At 61.1% G+C, this 17,785-nt stretch carries 17 protein-coding genes and 1 pseudogene; 9 read left to right on the top strand and 9 right to left on the bottom strand.

Annotated elements, in window-relative coordinates; translation table 11 throughout:
* Window positions 1-972, top strand: a complete 972-nt coding sequence (locus G5V57_RS12910; RefSeq protein ID WP_165167900.1) for a substrate-binding domain-containing protein — start codon at window positions 1-3, stop codon at window positions 970-972.
* A 110-nt stretch (window positions 973-1,082) separates the two neighbouring features.
* On the opposite strand, the gene G5V57_RS12915 is transcribed toward G5V57_RS12910, so the two are convergent.
* Window positions 1,083-2,135: a fumarylacetoacetate hydrolase family protein gene (locus G5V57_RS12915; RefSeq protein WP_165167901.1), complete on the bottom strand. Its 1,053-nt coding sequence runs from the start codon at window positions 2,133-2,135 to the stop codon at window positions 1,083-1,085.
* Complete coding sequence (gene hmgA / locus G5V57_RS12920; protein WP_165167902.1) at window positions 2,132-3,442, bottom strand: homogentisate 1,2-dioxygenase; 1,311 nt, start codon at window positions 3,440-3,442, stop codon at window positions 2,132-2,134. The genes G5V57_RS12915 and hmgA overlap by 4 nt, the downstream gene beginning before the upstream one ends.
* Window positions 3,443-3,539: 97 nt before the next feature.
* Between hmgA and G5V57_RS12925 the strand changes: the two genes are divergently transcribed.
* The 3 genes from G5V57_RS12925 (at window position 3,540) to G5V57_RS12935 (ending at window position 5,726) form a co-directional block, all read left to right on the top strand.
* On the top strand, window positions 3,540-3,989 hold the full coding sequence (locus tag G5V57_RS12925; RefSeq protein WP_165167903.1) for a MarR family winged helix-turn-helix transcriptional regulator: 450 nt from the start codon (window positions 3,540-3,542) through the stop codon (window positions 3,987-3,989).
* The gene (maiA, locus tag G5V57_RS12930) at window positions 3,986-4,624 is read left to right on the top strand and encodes a maleylacetoacetate isomerase (protein WP_165167904.1); all 639 of its coding nucleotides are present in this window, start codon (window positions 3,986-3,988) and stop codon (window positions 4,622-4,624) included. Before G5V57_RS12925 ends, maiA begins: the two co-directional genes overlap by 4 nt.
* A gap of 133 nt (window positions 4,625-4,757) precedes the next feature.
* Window positions 4,758-5,726, top strand: coding sequence for a DedA family protein/thiosulfate sulfurtransferase GlpE (locus G5V57_RS12935; RefSeq protein WP_165167905.1), 969 nt, complete (start codon window positions 4,758-4,760; stop codon window positions 5,724-5,726).
* Between the two features lie 556 nt (window positions 5,727-6,282).
* Here G5V57_RS12935 and G5V57_RS12940 read toward each other — a convergent pair.
* The 3 genes and pseudogenes from G5V57_RS12940 to G5V57_RS12950 form a co-directional block, all read right to left on the bottom strand.
* Window positions 6,283-6,971, bottom strand: a pseudogene (locus tag G5V57_RS12940) (glutathione S-transferase family protein).
* A 36-nt stretch (window positions 6,972-7,007) separates the two neighbouring features.
* Window positions 7,008-7,586, bottom strand: coding sequence for a VOC family protein (locus G5V57_RS12945; protein ID WP_165167906.1), 579 nt, complete (start codon window positions 7,584-7,586; stop codon window positions 7,008-7,010).
* A gap of 338 nt (window positions 7,587-7,924) precedes the next feature.
* Complete coding sequence (locus G5V57_RS12950; RefSeq protein ID WP_165167907.1) at window positions 7,925-9,142, bottom strand: epoxide hydrolase family protein; 1,218 nt, start codon at window positions 9,140-9,142, stop codon at window positions 7,925-7,927.
* Window positions 9,143-9,369: 227 nt separating this feature from the next.
* On the opposite strand from G5V57_RS12950, the gene G5V57_RS12955 reads away from it, so the two are divergent.
* Window positions 9,370-10,401 carry an IS110 family transposase gene (locus G5V57_RS12955; RefSeq protein WP_165165892.1) on the top strand — a complete coding sequence of 344 codons (1,032 nt, stop codon included), beginning with the start codon at window positions 9,370-9,372 and terminating at the stop codon, window positions 10,399-10,401.
* Window positions 10,402-11,029: 628 nt separating this feature from the next.
* Window positions 11,030-11,878, top strand: coding sequence for a methyltransferase domain-containing protein (locus G5V57_RS12960; RefSeq protein ID WP_165167908.1), 849 nt, complete (start codon window positions 11,030-11,032; stop codon window positions 11,876-11,878).
* Window positions 11,879-12,009: 131 nt separating this feature from the next.
* Here G5V57_RS12960 and G5V57_RS12965 read toward each other — a convergent pair whose 3' ends face one another.
* Window positions 12,010-12,972, bottom strand: a complete 963-nt coding sequence (locus G5V57_RS12965; protein ID WP_165167909.1) for a phosphatase PAP2 family protein — start codon at window positions 12,970-12,972, stop codon at window positions 12,010-12,012.
* A gap of 78 nt (window positions 12,973-13,050) precedes the next feature.
* Window positions 13,051-13,503 (bottom strand): Lrp/AsnC family transcriptional regulator, encoded by a 453-nt coding sequence (locus G5V57_RS12970; RefSeq protein ID WP_165167910.1) that lies wholly within the window; start codon window positions 13,501-13,503, stop codon window positions 13,051-13,053.
* Window positions 13,504-13,612: 109 nt separating this feature from the next.
* Between G5V57_RS12970 and hppD the strand changes: the two genes are divergently transcribed.
* The 3 genes from hppD (at window position 13,613) to G5V57_RS12985 (ending at window position 15,516) form a co-directional block, all read left to right on the top strand.
* Window positions 13,613-14,725, top strand: a complete 1,113-nt coding sequence (hppD, locus tag G5V57_RS12975; RefSeq protein ID WP_165174080.1) for a 4-hydroxyphenylpyruvate dioxygenase — start codon at window positions 13,613-13,615, stop codon at window positions 14,723-14,725.
* 81 nt (window positions 14,726-14,806) lie between these two features.
* On the top strand, window positions 14,807-15,052 hold the full coding sequence (locus tag G5V57_RS12980; RefSeq protein ID WP_165167911.1) for a type II toxin-antitoxin system Phd/YefM family antitoxin: 246 nt from the start codon (window positions 14,807-14,809) through the stop codon (window positions 15,050-15,052).
* Window positions 15,049-15,516 (top strand): PIN domain-containing protein, encoded by a 468-nt coding sequence (locus G5V57_RS12985; protein ID WP_165167912.1) that lies wholly within the window; start codon window positions 15,049-15,051, stop codon window positions 15,514-15,516. The genes G5V57_RS12980 and G5V57_RS12985 overlap by 4 nt, the downstream gene beginning before the upstream one ends.
* Before the next feature lie 193 nt (window positions 15,517-15,709).
* On the opposite strand, the gene sucD is transcribed toward G5V57_RS12985, so the two are convergent.
* A complete protein-coding gene (sucD, locus tag G5V57_RS12990; RefSeq protein WP_165167913.1) occupies window positions 15,710-16,600 on the bottom strand; it encodes a succinate--CoA ligase subunit alpha in 891 nt (296 codons plus the stop codon).
* On the bottom strand, window positions 16,597-17,784 hold the full coding sequence (locus G5V57_RS12995; RefSeq protein WP_165167914.1) for a malate--CoA ligase subunit beta: 1,188 nt from the start codon (window positions 17,782-17,784) through the stop codon (window positions 16,597-16,599). The genes sucD and G5V57_RS12995 overlap by 4 nt, the downstream gene beginning before the upstream one ends.
* Between the last annotated feature and the right edge of the window lies 1 nt (window position 17,785).

Genomic DNA, 17,785 nt, shown 5'->3' on the forward strand with positions numbered 1-17,785 from the left:
ATGAAACGTCGTGATTTCGTCAGACTGTCCGTGCTTGCCGCCGGTGCGCCCTTGACCATCTACCTGCCGCTGGGCGTCAGCCCCGCCCGTGCCGAGGCGAAATGGAAGATCGGCTTCTCGCAGGTCACCACCATCGAGCCGTGGCGCGTCCAGTTCAACAAGGACATCGAGGCGGAAGCGAAGAAACATCCGGAGGTCGAGCTCATCATCACCGATGGCGAAGACAAGACGGAGAAGCAGGTCGCCGATGTCGAGAACCTGATCCGCCAGGAGATCAACGCGCTGCTCATCTCGCCCAAGGAATCGGCGGGCCTCACCGGCGTCGTCGAGCAGGCGATCGACGCCAAGATCCCGGTCATCGTGCTCGACCGCAATGTCGAGACCGACCGCTACGCGCAGTTCATCGGCGGCGACAATGTGGTGATCGGGCGCGCCGCCGGAGAGCATGCGGTGAAGCTCCTGGGCGGCCCTGGTGCTGCCAAGGGCAAGCTGGTCGAGATCTGGGGTGGTCTCGGCACCCAGGCCTCGCATGACCGCCATGACGGCTTCCACGAATTCACCGACAAGGAGGCGGGCATCGAGAACCTGCTCGACCAGCAGTCGGCCGATTGGAAGCAGGCGGCGGCCTACGACATCATGGCGACGGCCTTGCGCAACCACGAGAAGATCGATCTCGTCTATGGCCACAACGACCCCATGGCCTATGGCGCCTATCTCGCCGCCAAGGATGTCGGGCGCGAGAAGGAGATGATGTTCTTGGGCGTCGACGCTCTGCCGAACGAGGGCGTGACCTGGGTCCATAATGGCGAGCTCACCGCCACCTTCCTCTATCCGACACCGGGCGCCGAGGGCCTGCGCCAGGCGATCAAGCTCCTCAATGGCGAGAAGATCGAGAAGAAGATCGTGCTGCCCACCATGACGGTGACCAAGGAAAACGCCGATCAGATCATGAAGGAGAACGGGCTGCTGTAGTATCACCCTCGCCCCGCAAGCGCGGGGAGAGGGTAGGGGCCCGACGCGAAGCGGCGGGAAGGGTGAGGGGCCTGTGCGTAGCCTTTAAACAAGCCCCTCACCTCCCATTGCTACGCAATGGGTCCCTCCCTCTCCCCTCTTCGAGGGGCGAGGGTGAGTTTCTCCACCTTCTGCTCGATGGCGCCGAAGATCGAGCGGCCGTTTCCGTCCATCATTTCGATCCGGACAGTATCGCCGATGCGCAGGAAGGGCGTGCGGGCGCTGCCGTTCCGGATCGTCTCGATCATGCGTAATTCGGCGATGCAGGAATAGCCGCGCCCGCCTTCACCGACCGGCCGGCCGGGCCCGCCATCGGCGTCCTTGTTCGACACGGTGCCCGAGCCAATGATCGAGCCGGCGCAGAGCGGCCGCGTCTTCGCGGCATGCGCAATGAGCCGGCCGAAATCGAAGGTCATGTCCTCTCCGGCCTCGGCGCGCCCGAAAGGTCTGCCATTGAGATCGATATGCAGCGGCAGATGAAGCTTAGCGCCGTCCCAGGCGTCACCCAGCTCATCCGGCGTCACCGCCACCGGCGAGAAGGCGGAGGACGGTTTCGACTGGAAGAAGCCGAAGCCCTTGGCGAGCTCGCCTGCGATGAGCCCGCGCAGCGAAACATCGTTCACCAGCATCACCAGGCGGATGAGCTTGCGCGCCTCGTCCGCCGAGACGCCCGCCGGCACATCGCCCGTCACCACCGCGACCTCGCCCTCCATGTCGATGCCCCAGGCTTCGTCCGACATGCCGATTGGTTCGCGGGGGCCGAGAAAGCTGTCCGATCCGCCCTGATACATCAGGGGATCGGTCCAGAAGGTCGCCGGCATCTCGGCGCCACGCGCCTTGCGCACCAGCTCGACGTGATTCACATAGGCCGAGCCGTCCGCCCATTGATAGGCGCGGGGAAGCGGCGAGGCGCATTCATGCTCATGGAAGCGGAAGGACGGCACCGATCCATGTTCGAGCTGCTCTGTGAGATCGGCGAGCCTGGGCGCCAGCCGCTCCCAGTCGTCCAGCGCCCCCTGCAATGTGGCCGCGATATTGAAGGCCTCGGTGGCGCGCGTCAGATCGCGCGAGACGACAACGAGCTTGCCGTCGCGCGTGCCGTCTTTGAGTGTCGCGAGCTTCATGGCTTTCCATTGAACCGTTTGTCGAGCCCGGCCCAGCAGTCGATATAGTCGGTCTGCAGGGTCTCGACGCTCGCGGCGTAGGAGGTGAGATGCTGCGGATAACGCGTCTCGAACATGAAGGCGAGCGTGTCGGTGAGCTTGTGGGGTTTCAGCTCGATGGTGCTCGCTTTCTCGAAGGCCGTCGCATCGGGACCGTGCGGCAGCATGCAATTATGCAGGCTGATGCCGCCCGGCACGAAACCGTCGGGCTTGGCGTCATATTGCCCGTAAATCAGCCCCATGAATTCCGACATGATGTTCATATGGAACCAGGGCGGGCGGAAGGAATGCTCGGCGACCGACCAGCGCTCGGGGAAGATGACGAAATCGACATTGGCGGTGCCTTCCTCGCCGGAGGGTGCGGTCATCACCGTGAAGATCGACGGATCGGGATGGTCGAACAGGATGGCGCCGACGGGTGAGAAGGTGCGCAGGTCATATTTATAGGGCGCGTAATTGCCGTGCCAGGCCACCACATCGAGCGGTGAATGGCCAATCTTCGTGATGTAGAACTTGCCGCACCATTTGACGGTGAGCTCGGAGGGCGTCTCCTTGTCCTCATAGGCGGCGTTGGGCGTCTTGAAGTCGCGCGGATTGGCGAGGCAGTTGGCGCCGATCGGCCCGCGGTCGGGCAGCGTGAACTTGGCGCCGTAATTCTCGCACAGATAGCCGCGCGCCGGCCCGTCGAGCAATTCGGCGCGGAACTTCATGCCGCGCGGGATCACGCAGATCTCGCCGGGCGTGACGTCGATCTTGCCGAGCTCGGTGAAGAATCGCAGTCCGCCCGATTGCGGCACTACAAGCATCTCGCCATCGGCATTGAAGAAATATTCGTTTTCCATCGAGCGGTTCACGAGGAAGACCGAGGCCGCCATGCCGGTCTGGGTATTGACGTCGCCCGCCGTCGTCATAGTACGGATGCCGGAGACGAAGCTCGTCGCCTCGTTGGGTATGGGCGGCGGGCCCCAGCGCAGCTGGCCGAGAGAAAGATCGTGATCATCGAGACAGGGCGCCGTCTTCCAGAAAGGGAGGCTCGTCGGGGTGAAGCGGCCCGTATGCCTGACCGAGGGCCTGATGCGGTAGAGCCAGGAACGCTCATTGATGCCGCGCGGGGCCGTGAAGGGCGAGCCCGACAACTGCTCGGCATAAAGCCCATAGGCGCAGCGCTGCGGCGAATTCTGGCCGTGGGGAAGGGCGCCCGGCAGCGCCTCCGTCTCGAAGTCGTTGCCGAAGCCCGGCATATAGCCGTGAAGGATCGCGCTTTTCATCGCCGCCTCCGTTTCTTGAGCGTCTTCTTGTCTCTATAGTTTCACCTGCAACCATATGATGGTTGCGCTTGAAACTATATCTTGTCAAGATGCCGGCATGGCGGATTTTCACCTCACCCGTTTCCTCCCCTTTCGGCTGAACCGCCTGGCGGCGGAGATCTCGGAGGAGCTGGCGGGCCTTTATGCCGAGCGTTTCGGCATCGACATCCCGCAATGGCGCGTGCTCGCCACCCTGTCCGCAGGCGACGGCTGGACCGCCAAGGCTATCGTCGCCTCGACCCGCACCCATAAATCGACCATCAGCCGCGCCGTCGAGGCGCTGAGCCGACGCGGCTTGATCGAGGCCATCCGGTCGCCCGACGACAAGCGGGAATTCCGCCTGCGTCTGACGGCGTCAGGTCGCCGCCTGTTCCGCCAGCTCGAGCCGCTGGTGCTCGATTATGAGCGCAAGCTCCTGGCGCGCCTCGCCGACAGCGAAGGCCACGCGCTCGAAAAAGGCATCACGGCGCTCGAGCGGGCGCTCAAGCTCGAGGAGGGGCTGCGATGAAGCTCCATGACTACTTCCGGTCTTCCGCCGCCTATCGCGTCCGCATCGCCCTCAATCTCAAAGGTGTGAAGGTCGAGCAGATTGCCGTCCATCTCGTGAAGGATGGCGGCAGGCAGCACAGCCCGGAATATAAGGCGAAGAATCCGCAAGGACTTGTTCCGGCACTCGAGCTCGATGACGGCACCGTCCTCATCCAGTCGCTCGCCATCATCGACTATCTGGAGACGATCGCGCCCGAGCCGCGCCTGATCCCCGCCGATCCGGTCCTGGCGGCGAAGTCCCGCGCCGTGGCGCTCGCCATCGCCTGCGACATCCATCCGCTGAACAATCTGCGCGTGCTGAATTATCTCAAAGGACCGCTCAAGCACACGCAGCAGGAGGTGGATGAGTGGTACCGCCACTGGATCCGCGACGGCGGGCTCGATGCGGTCGAGCGGATGATCGATGGCGAGCGCTTCTGCTTCGGCGACCGCCCGTCGCTAGCGGATATCTGCCTCATCCCTCAGGTCTTCAATGCCCGTCGTTATAAGATCGATATTACGCATCTGAGCAAGATCGCCGCGGTCGAGAGCCACTGCACCGCGCTGGCGGCCTTTGCCGCGGCGCATCCGGCCCGCCAGCCCGACGCGGAATGACGGAGAAAATTCTTCTGTCGCCGGTGCTCGCAGGTGGTTAGTTTGGTGGAGCATTTATGATTGCGCATCGGATTATCCGAAAACCGCGTCGCACTTTTCGGTCCGATGCTCAAATTCCGCCAGAGGAGCCAAGATGGACCTGACGAGTCTACTCCTGCAATACGGGCTCATTCTCGTTTTCGCGAGCGCTTTCATCGAGCAGCTCGGTCTGCCCATTCCGTCCTATCCGGTGCTGGTGCTGGCGGGCGCCTTGAGTCATGCCGGTGGTGATCCCCTCCCGCTCATAATAGCGGTTGGGGCTGTGGGCGTGGTGCTGGGCGATCTCGTCGTCTATGCCGCCGGTGTGCGTTTTGGGCGTCGCGCCTTGTCGGTCGTCTGCAGGCTGAGCATGGCCCGGGACAATTGCGTGCGCCGGACGGAGGACAAGTTCGCCCGCTTCGGCCCGTGGGCGCTCCTGTTCGTGAAATTCCTGCCCGGATTTGCGCTGGTGCTGATCCTTCTGAGCGGTGTAACAAGGCTCGCCATTCCGCTGTTCGTCCTTCTCGACGGGATCGGCGCCGCCGCCTATGTGGCGCTGCCCGTCATCCTGGGTAATATTTTCCGTGATGCCGTCGATTCCGCTCTCGCGACGGTCACGCAGTGGGGAGAACTTGGCACCGCCGTGGTCATCGGCGCTCTCGCTCTCTATGTGATCCTGCGTCTGCTCGACCGTCAGCTCTTCATCCGGCGGCTCAGAATGGCGCGCATTTCCGCCCAGGAGCTTGCCGGCCTCATTGACGCCGGCCGGAATCCGATCATCTTCGATGTGCGCACCGCCGAGGCGCGCCGGAATGAGGGCGTCATACCGGGCTCCATCAACGCCCATCCCGACGAGATCGCGCTGGTGGCGGGGCGTTTTGCGCGCGACGCCGAGATCATCGTCTACTGTTCCTGCCCCAACGAGGCATCCGCCGCCATGGCCGCGCTGCATCTCAAACGCGCCGGCTTCAAGAAGATCCGCCCGCTCCTGGGCGGCATAGAGGCCTGGGGCCAGGCGGGGCGGCCGATCGAGGTCGCTGGGATGGGCGCCGCCACAAGCGCGCTCCAGGCCGCCAGACACTGAGCTAGTGCGCGGCGCCGGGGTGATATCTCCTCTTCGCCCATCGCGTCGTTATGCTGCCCTGCAGAATTCAGCCGCTTTCGGGGGCAACGCTGACATGGTCGGACTTGCGGCTGGCTCGAACCCGGTAGCGGATGACCCGACTCGGACATCACAGGTGCGACGCAACATCTGACATGTCGGGCGCTGCTGTGTTAACTCAGCTGGCTTAGTCAGTACCATTTGCGAATATTCCGGACGCATTGCCAACACCGCAGGAGACGGTGTCGTCGCAGAGTTTCCAAGTTCAGCTGACGCTGTTTAATGCACGCATGCCATTCTTACCGGCGCGGCACTCGGCTATCTGCGGAGCACAGTTTCAGTCCCGGTTGACGACCTTGGCCTTCAAACGGAGGCTCATAGGAAATCTCACACTCCGCGATATTGGAATGCGTAAGAGCAGCATTGATAGCACCGCCGAAGCAGCCCGTACGAATCTCTACCGGAATCCTCGCCCGATCGAGTTGAAGGCAGTCCGTAAATCAAGCCAATGTTGCTTATGAAGGTGCGGTGCTGATGGTTACTTCTGCGATCTTACGTGCTCAATGTAGCCGCGCACATCGGCGGCTGGATCTGAGTAGGCCGCGCCGAGCGACCTTTCGATGGCGGTCATGTATTCCTTCGCCCAACTCGGAAGCTTGTAGTCAATAACAGAGAGAAATTCGAGTGAGGCTGCTAGCCGAATATCGGCAATCGATGGACTTGCCCCGCCGATAAACGGCTTGCCGTCCATGTAGAAGCTTCGGAAGACTTCCAGCGGTTCGGCGATCGCCTCCGCCGCGGCCCTTTGCGCCTCAGCTTTCATGTCTGGGCTCGCGGCGCTTGATCCTACCTCGCCCGCATACTGCGGAAAGCTCAGGGCGGGATAAGTGGCACGCGCGACCAGCGGATAGAGCGTACCGATCAAGTAGAACATCGCACTGTCGACCATCGCCCGCTGTCCAGGGGATTTTGGGTAGAATTGCGAGAGATCATGCTTGTTGCAAAGAAATTGCATAATGGCGCAGCTTTCCCACAACCCCCCTTGGGCAGACCATCGGCTTCAATCATGGGCGTCATATGAGCGGGGTTCTTTGCAAGAAATTCCGGCGAGCGGGTCTTGCCCCAAGCATCGTCCTCGCTAAAATCGAGTTTAGCGGCACGGACAAACACCCGCGCCGCCAGATTGTTCACACTGGGTTTCAGCACATGCAACTTGACCTCGGCCATTGATTCCTCCTCTTGGGTTGACGGTTGACGTCTTTGTCACGGGTTCTTTGGTCTCCGGCCCTCGGAGAATACCGGGTTTCTCCACGCGGCCAGGGCCTCAATGGCATCGGCTAAATGGGCTTCGGCAATGTTGTAGTCGCCTCTTGCGAGCCGGATTTTGTGCGCTTCGACGAGCACATCCGTATGCGTATATCCAGCGGGAGGGTTAAACCGGTAAGAAGCCAACTCGATCAGCAGGCCCATCGGATCCTCGAAATAGATCGAATCCATGAAACCGCGATCTTTGACGCCACTGTGCTTGATCTTGCGCTCATCGAGGCGGGTGATCGCCTGGAGAAATGTGACTCGCGATACCGAAACGGCGACATGGTGCACACAACCCGGATCCGTCGGTGTCCTTCGTGCCACGGGCTTACGAGTCTCATTGGTGAAGACCGTTATCAATCGCCCGTCACCAGGATCGAAATAGAGATGATTCTCTTCGGCAACATCGAGGTTGGGTTGTTCGAAGACCAAAGGCATGCCAAGCAGGCCCTCCCAAAAATCGATCGAAGTTTGGCGGTTGGAGCCCACCAGCGTGATGTGGTGAATACCCTGACTTTGCAGCTTTCGCATATGAAGGCTCCTGCAACTCAATACTGAGCCGATTTAATCTAGAGTAAATCATTCAGGCACTTCGCGCCAGTGTACGCCTCCCCTCGATTACGGTGTGACAGCAGTCACGCAACTCACCACGACCCGGTCGATGTGGTTATCGAACATAACCCAAGGATTTGTACGATCGGCGGCGTTCATTTCTTCGCCGGCGGGTGTTGCCTGGAGCGTGGGCGGTGGCAACGTGACGGCTCCACTTTTGAGACTGGCCGTGTGAACGATCCGTGCGACATTGTTCTGCGTTCAAGCATGCGCGCTGAAGGATAACACCTCCACTCTTACCGTATATCGGTACAATGCTACTTTCGGAGTGACCTGAAAGCCGCGCGAATCTCTTGTGTGAAGAGTTGCGGCTGCTCCCAGGCCGCAAAGTGGCCGCCGCGGTCAGGGCGACTGTAGTGGATGAGGTTGGGATACGCTTTTTCTGCCCAACTCTGCGGGGTTTGAACGACCTCGTCCGGAAAGGCGCTCACGGCGACCGGGATGGCGACGTGTTTCGGTGCAAAGAAGGCGAACTTGTTTTCCCAATAAATACGCGCTGAAGAGACCGCCGTGTTCGTCAACCAATAGAGCGTGACATTGTCGAGGATGTCGTCTCGCGTCAGCCCCTCATCTTGACCGTCAAAGACACGTGCGATGAGTGTGTAGCTCGCGGCGTCGTGGTCGATGAGCCAGGCGGCAAGTCCCACCGGCGAATCCGCGATACTGTAAAGCGTCTGCGGCCGGTTCGCCATCTCCTGGGCGTAGGCCGTTTCATGCTTGTAGAAGAAACTCAGCTGATCGCAGGCGCGCCGTTCGTCGGGAGAGAGATCGGAGGGCAGCGGCTTGCCGGTCTGGACCGCCATATCGATGTCCGGTGGAATGGTGAAGGGCCAGTTGACGTGAATGGCCAGCAATTCCGGCGGCGCCTGTGTCGCCATCACATCGGTGACCATCGCACCCCAGTCGCCACCTTGCGCCACAAATCGCGCGTAGCCGAGACGCTTCATCAGCTCGACCCAGGCGCGTGCGATGCGTGGAGGATCCCAGCCGGTCGCGGTCGGTTTTCCGGAAAAGCCGTAGCCGGGGAGCGACGGGATCACCACATGGAAGGCGTCGGAAGCGCTTCCGCCATGTGCCATGGGATTGGTCAGCGGTTCGATAATCTTCAGCTGCTCGATCACCGAGCCGGGCCACCCGTGGGTGACGATGAGCGGCAACGCGTTTTCATGACTTGATCGAACGTGGATAAAGTGAATATCGAGTCCATCGATCTCGGTGACGAAATTCGGAAGTGCATTAAGCTTCGCTTCGCAGCGCCGCCAATCGTAGTCGCCGCCCCAATAGCGTGCGAGCGCCTGAATTGTTGCCAATTGGACACCTTGTGATGCGTCCGTGACCGGCTCTCGGTCAGGCCATCTCATTGAGTTGATGCGCCGCCGCAGATCGACGAGGTCCGAGTCGGGAAAATTTATTCGATATTCACGGATGGCGGCTGCCTCGGCGGGTTGCGTGCTGCGGTGTGCGCTCGTGGTCATGGCGTTTTCCCTTTGAGGTGTTTACACCGTCGGGTCGAGACTGGCCGCGTTAGCGGCCCGAGGTCCCCGCAGCCGAGCAGATTAACGTGAAACCAAACCGCGATTCATTACGATTTCTTTAGCTGCATGAATGTTGGCTTTTGATGCTGTGGACGGCTCCTCCACCTGGTGCGCAAGTGCCATAGGATTGGTGGCCAAAAGGTGACCACGATTCGGAGGAGCTCGATATGCAAGCGGTGACGACAATCGGTTTCGACATTGCGAAGTCTGTTTTCCAGGTTCACGGCATTGACGCAGACGGCCAGGGGGTTATTCGCCAGCGTCTCAAGCGGTCACGGGTTCTCGGTTTCTTCAGGAAGCTTTCGCCTTGTGTGGTTGGTATCGAGGCATGCGCGTCCTCGCACCACTGGTCGCGCGAGTTGCAGGCACTCGGGCACACGGTTCGATTGATGCCGCCGGCCTATGTGAAGCCGTATGTGAAACGCCAGAAGAACGATGCGGCCGATGCCGAGGCCATTTGCGAGGCGGTGCAGCGGCCAAGCATGCGGTTCGTGCCGACCAAGACACCCGACCAGCAAGCCTGTCTGATGCTCCACCGTACGCGGCATCTGTTCATTCGCCAGCAGACTGCGCTGATCAATGCGATCCGCGCCCACCTTGCCGAGTTTGGCATTGTCGCACCAGTCGGCCGCAATGGCGTCGAGAAGCTGCTCGATGTGGTTGCCGATCCCGACGATGGACGCGTGCCCGAGATTGCGCGCGAGTGCCTGGAGGCACTGGGCCGTCAACTATGGCAGCTGAAGCGGCAGATCCTGACGTTCGACCAGCATATCAACGCCTGGCATCGCTCAAACGAGACCAGCCGTCGGCTCGACGAACTCCCCGGGGTCGGTCCGGCGCTGGCAACCGCGCTGGTCGCCAGTATTCCCGATCCGAGGGCGTTTCGCTCGGGACGCGACTTCTCAGCCTGGATTGGGCTGGTGCCGAAGCAGAACTCCAGTGGAGGCAGGGAGAGGCTTGGCAATATCACCAAACAGGGCGATCGATACCTGCGCTCGCTGTTCTGTGCTGGCGCGTTGGCGGTGATCCGATACGCGAAAATCCACGGCACCAAGCATCGGCCATGGCTTGCCAAGCTGCTGGAGCGGCGGCCGACAAAGGTGGCCGCGATCGCGTTCGCCAACAAGATTGCCCGCATGGCCTGGGCGATGATGGCCAAGGGCGAGCGTTACAGGGAACCCGTCGCGCTGGCTCGCTAGGGCACGGCGACTTTGGACGAGATCGCGCCGGCAACGGCGTGATGTGAAGGCTGGAAAGGACTGACAGCAGGTAACGCAGAACCGGTCGATCCGGCGATCAGGACAACCCACATGGGCCACAGCATTGTCGAATGCGAGCTTTTGACCGGGACCTGATCCGCGGAAGGCATTATGGCCAGCGGCCCTATGAGCCGCGCTCAAAGGCCGAACACATGGCTGCTACGACCAGCGCTGCGACATGCAAAAGAACCTTGACAGCCCGGAGCCGTCCACACATGGCCCATCGTGTCATTTCGCTACGCCGGGCAAATTCTTCGGCGCTTTGCTGAGGCCCCGGCGTCCTCAGCACTTCCGACGGTAACGCCCAACCGGAAATAGCGAATACATGGCGAGGTCGATGCGAATGACCCAAAGTGGACTCCGCTCGATTTTCGAACGGCTATTGTCCGACTCCCCATTAACTGATTAACCTGGATCAAGTGTGGGGGCCGGCGAAGGGCGGAATGCAAGTTGAGCGGCGGCTTACGGCACTCATGCAAGCGGATGTGGTTGGTTACTGCCGGCTGGCGTTGGTTGGGTCAAGCCCTTGCCCCATACTATGGGTCCAAGTCCACTAGTGAGCAGTACAATGTCTTCCAATGACAATTATCTCCTTGGTCGGACAGCAGAAGAGTTGCACCGTCTCGCTCGGCAAGCGGCGCTGATCGAACCAGAGACGGAGGACCTATTCCGAAGGAGTGGCATCTCGGCCGGGATGAACGTGCTGGAGATCGGCAGTGGAGCCGGAGATGTTGCAATGCTTGTCGGCCGAATCGTTGGACCCATAGGAAGTGTTCTTGGAATTGAACGATCCGCAGATTCCGCGACTCTCGCCACGGAGCGAGTTGCTGCCGCTGGCAATTTGCCGGTTCGATTCGAAGTAGCTGACCTCGACAGTTACACTCCAAGAGGCCGCTACGATGCGTTGGTTGGGCGTTTCGTCCTGCCATATTTGGCCGATCCGTCGGCCACATTGCGGCACCTGGCGTCCTATCTGAACCCGGGAGGCGTGGTCGCATTCCTAGAATTCGATGTGACCAAAATATGTAGTGTGCCAGAGGGGCCGCTATTCCGAAAGGTCTCCGACTGGATGACAAAGGCATTCAGCGACAAGATCAATCCCTCATTGGGCTCTGCGCTTGGGTCGGTATTTCACGATGCTGGTTTACCATGGCCTCAGATGATGTCGTTTCAGAAGGTTTGTTGTGGGCCGGATGGATTCTACTGGTTGCTTGCCGAGACAACCAGGGCGGTATTACCACATATCGTGCGGCTTGGCCTTGCTGCTTCGGATGAGGTTGACATCGATACCCTCGAAGCACGATTGCGAGAAGAGGCGGTCGTCAGGCGCCTAACCGTATTTTCACCGCGTTGGGTCAGCGCCTGGACGAAGCTCCCCCGGCACCCCGCATCCGGTATTAAAGCAATCCGGACATGAGGAATGACAATGTACAAAGCAGACAATGCTGTGATTTATGAACAGATGATGGGCAGATGGAGTAAGCAGCTTCTGCCACTTTTTTGTTCGATTCAGAGCATCGCGATGAGCGCGCCCGAGGACTTTCCTCTTCAGGGCACCGGCTCCGGCGCCGCAACCTGATATGGAAAAAAGTTGAGGGTGCCGACCGTCGCATAGGCGGCGGCGAGAGCAACTGTGACGAGCGTACCGGCAATGATGTCGATGAAGTAATGACCGCCTAAGATCGGGGTCGCCAGCAGCATGGCGCCGCTCCAGACGCTGCCCGCCAGCAGCATGATGAGATTGTCACGCAAGGCGTATACGATGAGCAGGCCGGCAATCGTATGATAGGACGGGAATGTCGCGAGGCCGGGACGTTCGACGAGGTTCAGCACGATGGTCTGCGCCTCGCGCACATCCGTGAAGGCGGCCATGTGATAGACGCCGACATTGGCGCCGTACAGGGCGCGCAGGTTGTCGTCCATATAGTGAACCATCGCCGCCGTCGCCGGAAAGAAGCCGCTGATGCTGACGGTGATAAGAGCGCCGAGGAAGAGCAGCGTGACGAGTTCCTTGGCGCGCTCGATCCGGCCGAACAGCACCAGCGCAACGAAGATGACGCCCACCGTTTGAATGGTCATGCCATAGGGCAGCTCACTGAAGGACAGGAGGTCAGGATACTCGCCCATCCACAAGGCATAGGCGTACCAATCGATGCCGAGAAGCTTGTCCCAGGAATCAAGCCACTCGTCGGCCAATGGAAAGGCCAGTGACATCGTCAGGTAGTTGAGGAGACGGATGCCGACAAAGGCGACGAGCAGGAAGGCAAGCCCGACGGCCATGATGCGGGCCCGTTCGGCAAATGCCGAGCGGCGCGAGACAGGCAGGAAATGGGTGATGGCGGCGGCGATCAGCAGGCATATGCTGACGGCAAGAGACGTTTGGCCGGCATTGGTCAGGTTAAAGGATATGCGCGGGTCTATCCCGATCCAGATCGCGATGATGGCGCCCTGCAGGGCGATCAGGGCCCACAGTGCTGGATGAAAGACAAGGATGGACCGGATGTTCCGCATGACGCCGGGACGGTGGCATGCGGGACTTAGAAATCTCTTAATTCAATAGTGAAAGTTGTTCCGGCGGCGGGATGTGCGCTACAGCGCCAGCAGCTGATCGTCGCGCAGGATCTCCAGCACGATCTCCGAGCGCACGCGGTCGACGGTCTGGTGCATCAGCAGCACGCCATTGACGAGATCGCGCAGGCCGTCGAGATCGGCGACGCAGACCTTCAGCAGATAGTCGAAGTCTCCCGTCACCGCATGGGCTTCGAGAATGCCGGGCGTGAGGCGCACCAGGTCGCGGAAGCGCCTCGCATTGCCGTCGGAATGGCCTTTCAGCTTCACATGCACGAAAGCGGTGACGGCGAAGCCCAAGGCCCGCGCGTCTAGATCGGCGCGGTAGCGGCGGATGACGCCCGACTGCTCAAGCGCCTGGCGCCGCCGGGCCGCTTGTGACTCCGAAAGCCCGGCCGCGGTGGCGAGATCGGCGCGGGCGAGGGCGCTGTCGCGCTGGAGCGAATCCAGGATCTTCCGGTCGAATTCATCCATTTTATGCCCGTTTCCGTGCAAAGAGAGGGTGGATATCGCCCCATTATGCCCGGAAACGGTGCCTTTGGCGACCTATTATGGTGGCAATCGCTTCACCGGAGACTCACCCATGGGCCCCTATCCGCATGACGCCCCGCCGCCCGAGATCAGCGCCGACAATCCGGCCGGCACCGATGGTTTCGAATTCGTCGAATTCGCCCATCCCGAGCCCGCGAGGCTCTCGGAGCTCTTCCGCAAATTCGGCTTTACCCCGGTTGCCCGCCACAGGACGGAGAACATCACCGTCTGGCGCCAGGGCGACATCAACTACATCCTCAATGCCGAGCCCCAATCTTTCGGCATGAAGTTCGTCAAGCAACATGGCCCCTGCGCGCCCGCCATGGCCTGGCGCGTCGTCGATGCCGATCATGCTTACCGTCATGCCGTGGCTCTCGGCGCCGAGCCCTATGAGGGCGAGGACAAGACGCTCCACGTGCCGGCGATCAAGGGCATTGGCGGCAGCCTTCTTTATTTCGTCGACCGCTATGGCGCCAAAGGCTCGCCCTACAGCAAAGAGTTCGACTGGCTCGGCGAGGCGGATCCAAAGCCCAAGGGCATCGGTTTTTATTATCTCGACCACCTGACCCACAATGTCTTTCGCGGCAACATGGACAAGTGGTTCGGCTTCTATGCCAAGCTCTTCAACTTCCGCCAGATCCGCTTCTTCGATATCGAGGGCAAATATACCGGGCTGTTCTCGCGCGCCCTCAATTCGCCCTGCGGCAAGATCCGCATCCCGATCAACGAGAGCGCCGACGACAAGAGCCAGATCGAGGAATACTTGCGCAAATACAAGGGCGAGGGCATCCAGCATATCGCCATCGCCGCCGAGGACATCTATGCCGCGACCGACGCGCTGGCTGAGAACGGCGTGAAATTCATGCCGCCGCCGCCCGAGACTTATTATGAGAAATGCGCGGCGCGCGTGAAGGGCCATCAGGAGCCCGTCGACAGGCTAAAGAAACACGGCATCCTCATCGACGGCGAAGGCGTCGTCGATGGCGGTGAGACCAAGGTGCTTCTGCAGATCTTCTCGAAGACGGTGATCGGCCCGATCTTCTTCGAGTTCATCCAGAGGAAGGGCGACGACGGCTTCGGCGAAGGCAATTTCCGCGCTCTGTTCGAAAGCATCGAGGCAGACCAGGTGCGTCGCGGCGTGCTGGGGCCGCCCAGGGCGGCTTAACCTCTGTAATCAACGCCACCACTTGCAAAATGCGCCTACAATCACTATAGTAGTGAAAATAACTACTATGGAATTCTTGCCATGGATGAGGCCGTTTCGGCAGCAGATGCCAACCGCAAATTTTCCCTGCTTCTGCGTCGCGTGCGCGAAGGCCACAGCTATGTTGTGACCAGTCATGGTCGCCCGGTAGCGCGTATCGTCCCCGCCAATGAGCATGAGATAACGTTGTCGGGCGCGCGATCAGCCTTGTTGTCCCGCCTCGAAGCTCAGCCCCCCATCAGTGCCGGGCGCTGGACGCGCGATGAGCTTTATGAGGATGAGCGGTGAAGGTTGCGCTCGACACCAACATTCTTGTCTATGCGGAGAACGTCAACGGAGCGGGCAAGCGCGACATAGCTCTTGATCTGGTGCGCCGGCTTCCACAGGAAGCAGTCGTCATCCCCGTTCAGGTTCTCGGAGAATTGTTCAGTGTCCTGGTCCGCAAGGGAGGCAAGTCGCGGAAAGATGCTCGCGGGGCCATTCTGGGCTGGCGCGATACATTCGCGCTTGTCGAAACCTCGCCGGAGATCATGCTGGCCGCCGCCGATCTTGCGACGGATCATCATTTCGGAATCTGGGATGCGGTCATCCTATCCGCAGCCTCTCAAGCGGGCTGCCGGCTACTTCTCTCCGAAGACCTGCAGGATGGCTTTACTTGGGCTGGGGTGACGGTCGTCAACCCATTCGCGTCATCGCATCATGCGTTGCTGGAGGCGTTTCTGGAAAGCGCCAAACAACAAGAAGGTCGCTAGGAAGAGTAGCCACAGTCCCGACCATCGCGCGGAAGCTGCGTTATCTTACATCGTCATGGCCGCCCGGATGGCCGGGTTTAACCCGGCCATGGAGGCGGCCATCCAATATTTCCGCTGAGCGATCATTGACGGCGAGACTGGATGGCCGGGTCAAGCCCGGCCATGACGAAGTGGTAGTGCAGTGTGCCTGCTGCTACGCCGCCTTCTTCAACAATGTCTCCATGGTGCGGCCGATCTCCGAGGGTGACGGCGAGATCGCGACGCCTGCATCGCGCAGCAATTCCACTTTCTCGCTCGCACTTTCGCCGAAGGCCTGGATGATGGCGCCGGCATGGCCCATGCGCCGTCCCTTGGGCGCCGAGAGCCCCGCCACATAGGCGGCGACCGGCTTCGTCATGTGCTCTCTTATATAGGAAGCGGCTTCGGCTTCCTGCGGCCCGCCGATCTCGCCGATCATCATCACCGCATGGGTGTCCGGATCCTGCTCGAACAGCTCGAGAATGTCGCGGAAGGACGAGCCGTTGATCGGATCGCCGCCGATGCCGACGCTGGTCGAGATGCCGATGCCGAGTTCCTTCATCTGCGCCGCCGCCTCATAGCCGAGCGTGCCGGAGCGCCCGACCACGCCGATATGGCCGGGGAGATAGATATGGCCCGGCATGATGCCGAGCAGCGACTTGCCGGGTGAAATGATGCCGGCGCAATTGGGCCCGATGAGCCGCATGCGGTTCTCACGCGCGTAGCGGCGCATATAACGCTTCACCCGGATCATGTCCTTGGCGGGAATGCCGTCGGTGATGGCGACGCAGAGCTTCAGCCCCGCATCGGCCGCCTCCATGATCGAATCGGCGGCGAAAGGCGGCGGCACGAAGACGATCGCCGCTTCCGCACCGGCGCTGGCGACCGCTTCCTTGATCGTGTCGAAGACCGGCACATTGTGAACCTTGGCTCCGCCTTTGCCGGGCGTCACGCCGCCCACGATATTCGTGCCATAGGCCATCATCTCCTCGGTGTGGAAGCTGCCGATCTTGCCGGTGATGCCGAGGACCAGAACCGGTGTCGCGCGCTCGAGAAGGATCGTCATGAGGCCACCTTTATCAGACTGTCATTGCGCCATGCGGCAACCGCTCGGTTCGCCGCTTCGGCAAGCGTCGCGGCGCGGATGATGGGCAGGCCGGAGCGCGCCAGGATCTTGCGGCCTTCCTCGACATGCGTGCCGGCGAGGCGGACCACGACCGGCAGGTTGATCGGGGTCTTCTGCAGCGCCATCACGATGCCTTCCGCCACCCAGTCGCAGCGGTTGATGCCGGCGAAGATGTTCACGAGAATCGCGCGCACATTCTGGTCCGAGGTGACGAGCCGGAACGCCTTGGCGACGCGTTCGGGCGTGGCGCCGCCGCCGATATCGAGGAAGTTGGCGGGCTCGCCACCAGCCGCCTTGATCATGTCCATGGTCGCCATCGCAAGGCCGGCGCCATTCACGATGCAGCCGATCGAGCCATCGAGCCCGACATAGGACAGCCCGCGATCGGCGGCGCGCGTCTCGCGCGGATCCTCCTGCGACTTGTCGCGCAATTCGGCGATATGCGGCAGGCGGAACAGCGCATTGTCGTCGAAGGTCATCTTGGCGTCGAGGGCGATGAGCCGGTTGTCCTCGGTGACGACCAGCGGATTGATCTCCACCATTGTCGCGTCGAGCTCCTCGAAGGCCTTGTAACAGCCGAGAATGGTGTTGACCGCCTGCTGCGTCAGAGCCGGCTCGAGGCCGAGGCCGAAGGCGATCTCGCGCGCCTGGAAGGCCGGCATGCCGACCGCCGGCTCGACCACACTGCGGATGATCGAATGGGGTTCGCGCTGGGCGATCTCCTCGATCTCCATGCCGCCGGCGCTCGAGGCCACCACCATCACGCGCTCCGACTTGCGGTCGAGCACCAGGCCCAGATAGATCTCGCGCTTGATGGCGACGGTGCCTTCGACATAGACGCGATAGACGGTCTTGCCCTGGGGGCCCGTCTGATGGGTGACGAGGCGCTTGCCGAACAAGTCGTCGGCGGCTTCCTCGACCTGATGCTCGGATTGGCAGAGCTTGACGCCGCCGGCCTTGCCGCGGCCGCCCGAATGGATCTGCGCCTTGACGATCCATTTGCTGCCGCCGATGTCGCGGGCTCGATAGGCGGCCTGTTCGGGGCTGTAAGCGAGGCCGCCCTGCGGCACCGCCACGCCAAAACGGCTGAGGATTTCCTTGGCCTGATATTCGTGGATATCCATC

This window comes from Nordella sp. HKS 07, from assembly GCF_011046735.1.
Classification (GTDB): domain Bacteria; phylum Pseudomonadota; class Alphaproteobacteria; order Rhizobiales; family Aestuariivirgaceae; genus Taklimakanibacter.

Coding starts and splice junctions, on each gene's coding strand:
- G5V57_RS12910 (WP_165167900.1), top strand. CDS start 1: ATGAAACGTCGTGATTTCGTCAGACTGTCCGTGCTTGCCGCCGGTGCG.
- G5V57_RS12915 (WP_165167901.1), bottom strand. CDS start 2,135: ATGAAGCTCGCGACACTCAAAGACGGCACGCGCGACGGCAAGCTCGTT.
- hmgA (WP_165167902.1), bottom strand. CDS start 3,442: ATGAAAAGCGCGATCCTTCACGGCTATATGCCGGGCTTCGGCAACGAC.
- G5V57_RS12925 (WP_165167903.1), top strand. CDS start 3,540: ATGGCGGATTTTCACCTCACCCGTTTCCTCCCCTTTCGGCTGAACCGC.
- maiA (WP_165167904.1), top strand. CDS start 3,986: ATGAAGCTCCATGACTACTTCCGGTCTTCCGCCGCCTATCGCGTCCGC.
- G5V57_RS12935 (WP_165167905.1), top strand. CDS start 4,758: ATGGACCTGACGAGTCTACTCCTGCAATACGGGCTCATTCTCGTTTTC.
- G5V57_RS12945 (WP_165167906.1), bottom strand. CDS start 7,586: ATGCGAAAGCTGCAAAGTCAGGGTATTCACCACATCACGCTGGTGGGC.
- G5V57_RS12950 (WP_165167907.1), bottom strand. CDS start 9,142: ATGACCACGAGCGCACACCGCAGCACGCAACCCGCCGAGGCAGCCGCC.
- G5V57_RS12955 (WP_165165892.1), top strand. CDS start 9,370: ATGCAAGCGGTGACGACAATCGGTTTCGACATTGCGAAGTCTGTTTTC.
- G5V57_RS12960 (WP_165167908.1), top strand. CDS start 11,030: ATGTCTTCCAATGACAATTATCTCCTTGGTCGGACAGCAGAAGAGTTG.
- G5V57_RS12965 (WP_165167909.1), bottom strand. CDS start 12,972: ATGCGGAACATCCGGTCCATCCTTGTCTTTCATCCAGCACTGTGGGCC.
- G5V57_RS12970 (WP_165167910.1), bottom strand. CDS start 13,503: ATGGATGAATTCGACCGGAAGATCCTGGATTCGCTCCAGCGCGACAGC.
- hppD (WP_165174080.1), top strand. CDS start 13,613: ATGGGCCCCTATCCGCATGACGCCCCGCCGCCCGAGATCAGCGCCGAC.
- G5V57_RS12980 (WP_165167911.1), top strand. CDS start 14,807: ATGGATGAGGCCGTTTCGGCAGCAGATGCCAACCGCAAATTTTCCCTG.
- sucD (WP_165167913.1), bottom strand. CDS start 16,600: ATGACGATCCTTCTCGAGCGCGCGACACCGGTTCTGGTCCTCGGCATC.
- G5V57_RS12995 (WP_165167914.1), bottom strand. CDS start 17,784: ATGGATATCCACGAATATCAGGCCAAGGAAATCCTCAGCCGTTTTGGC.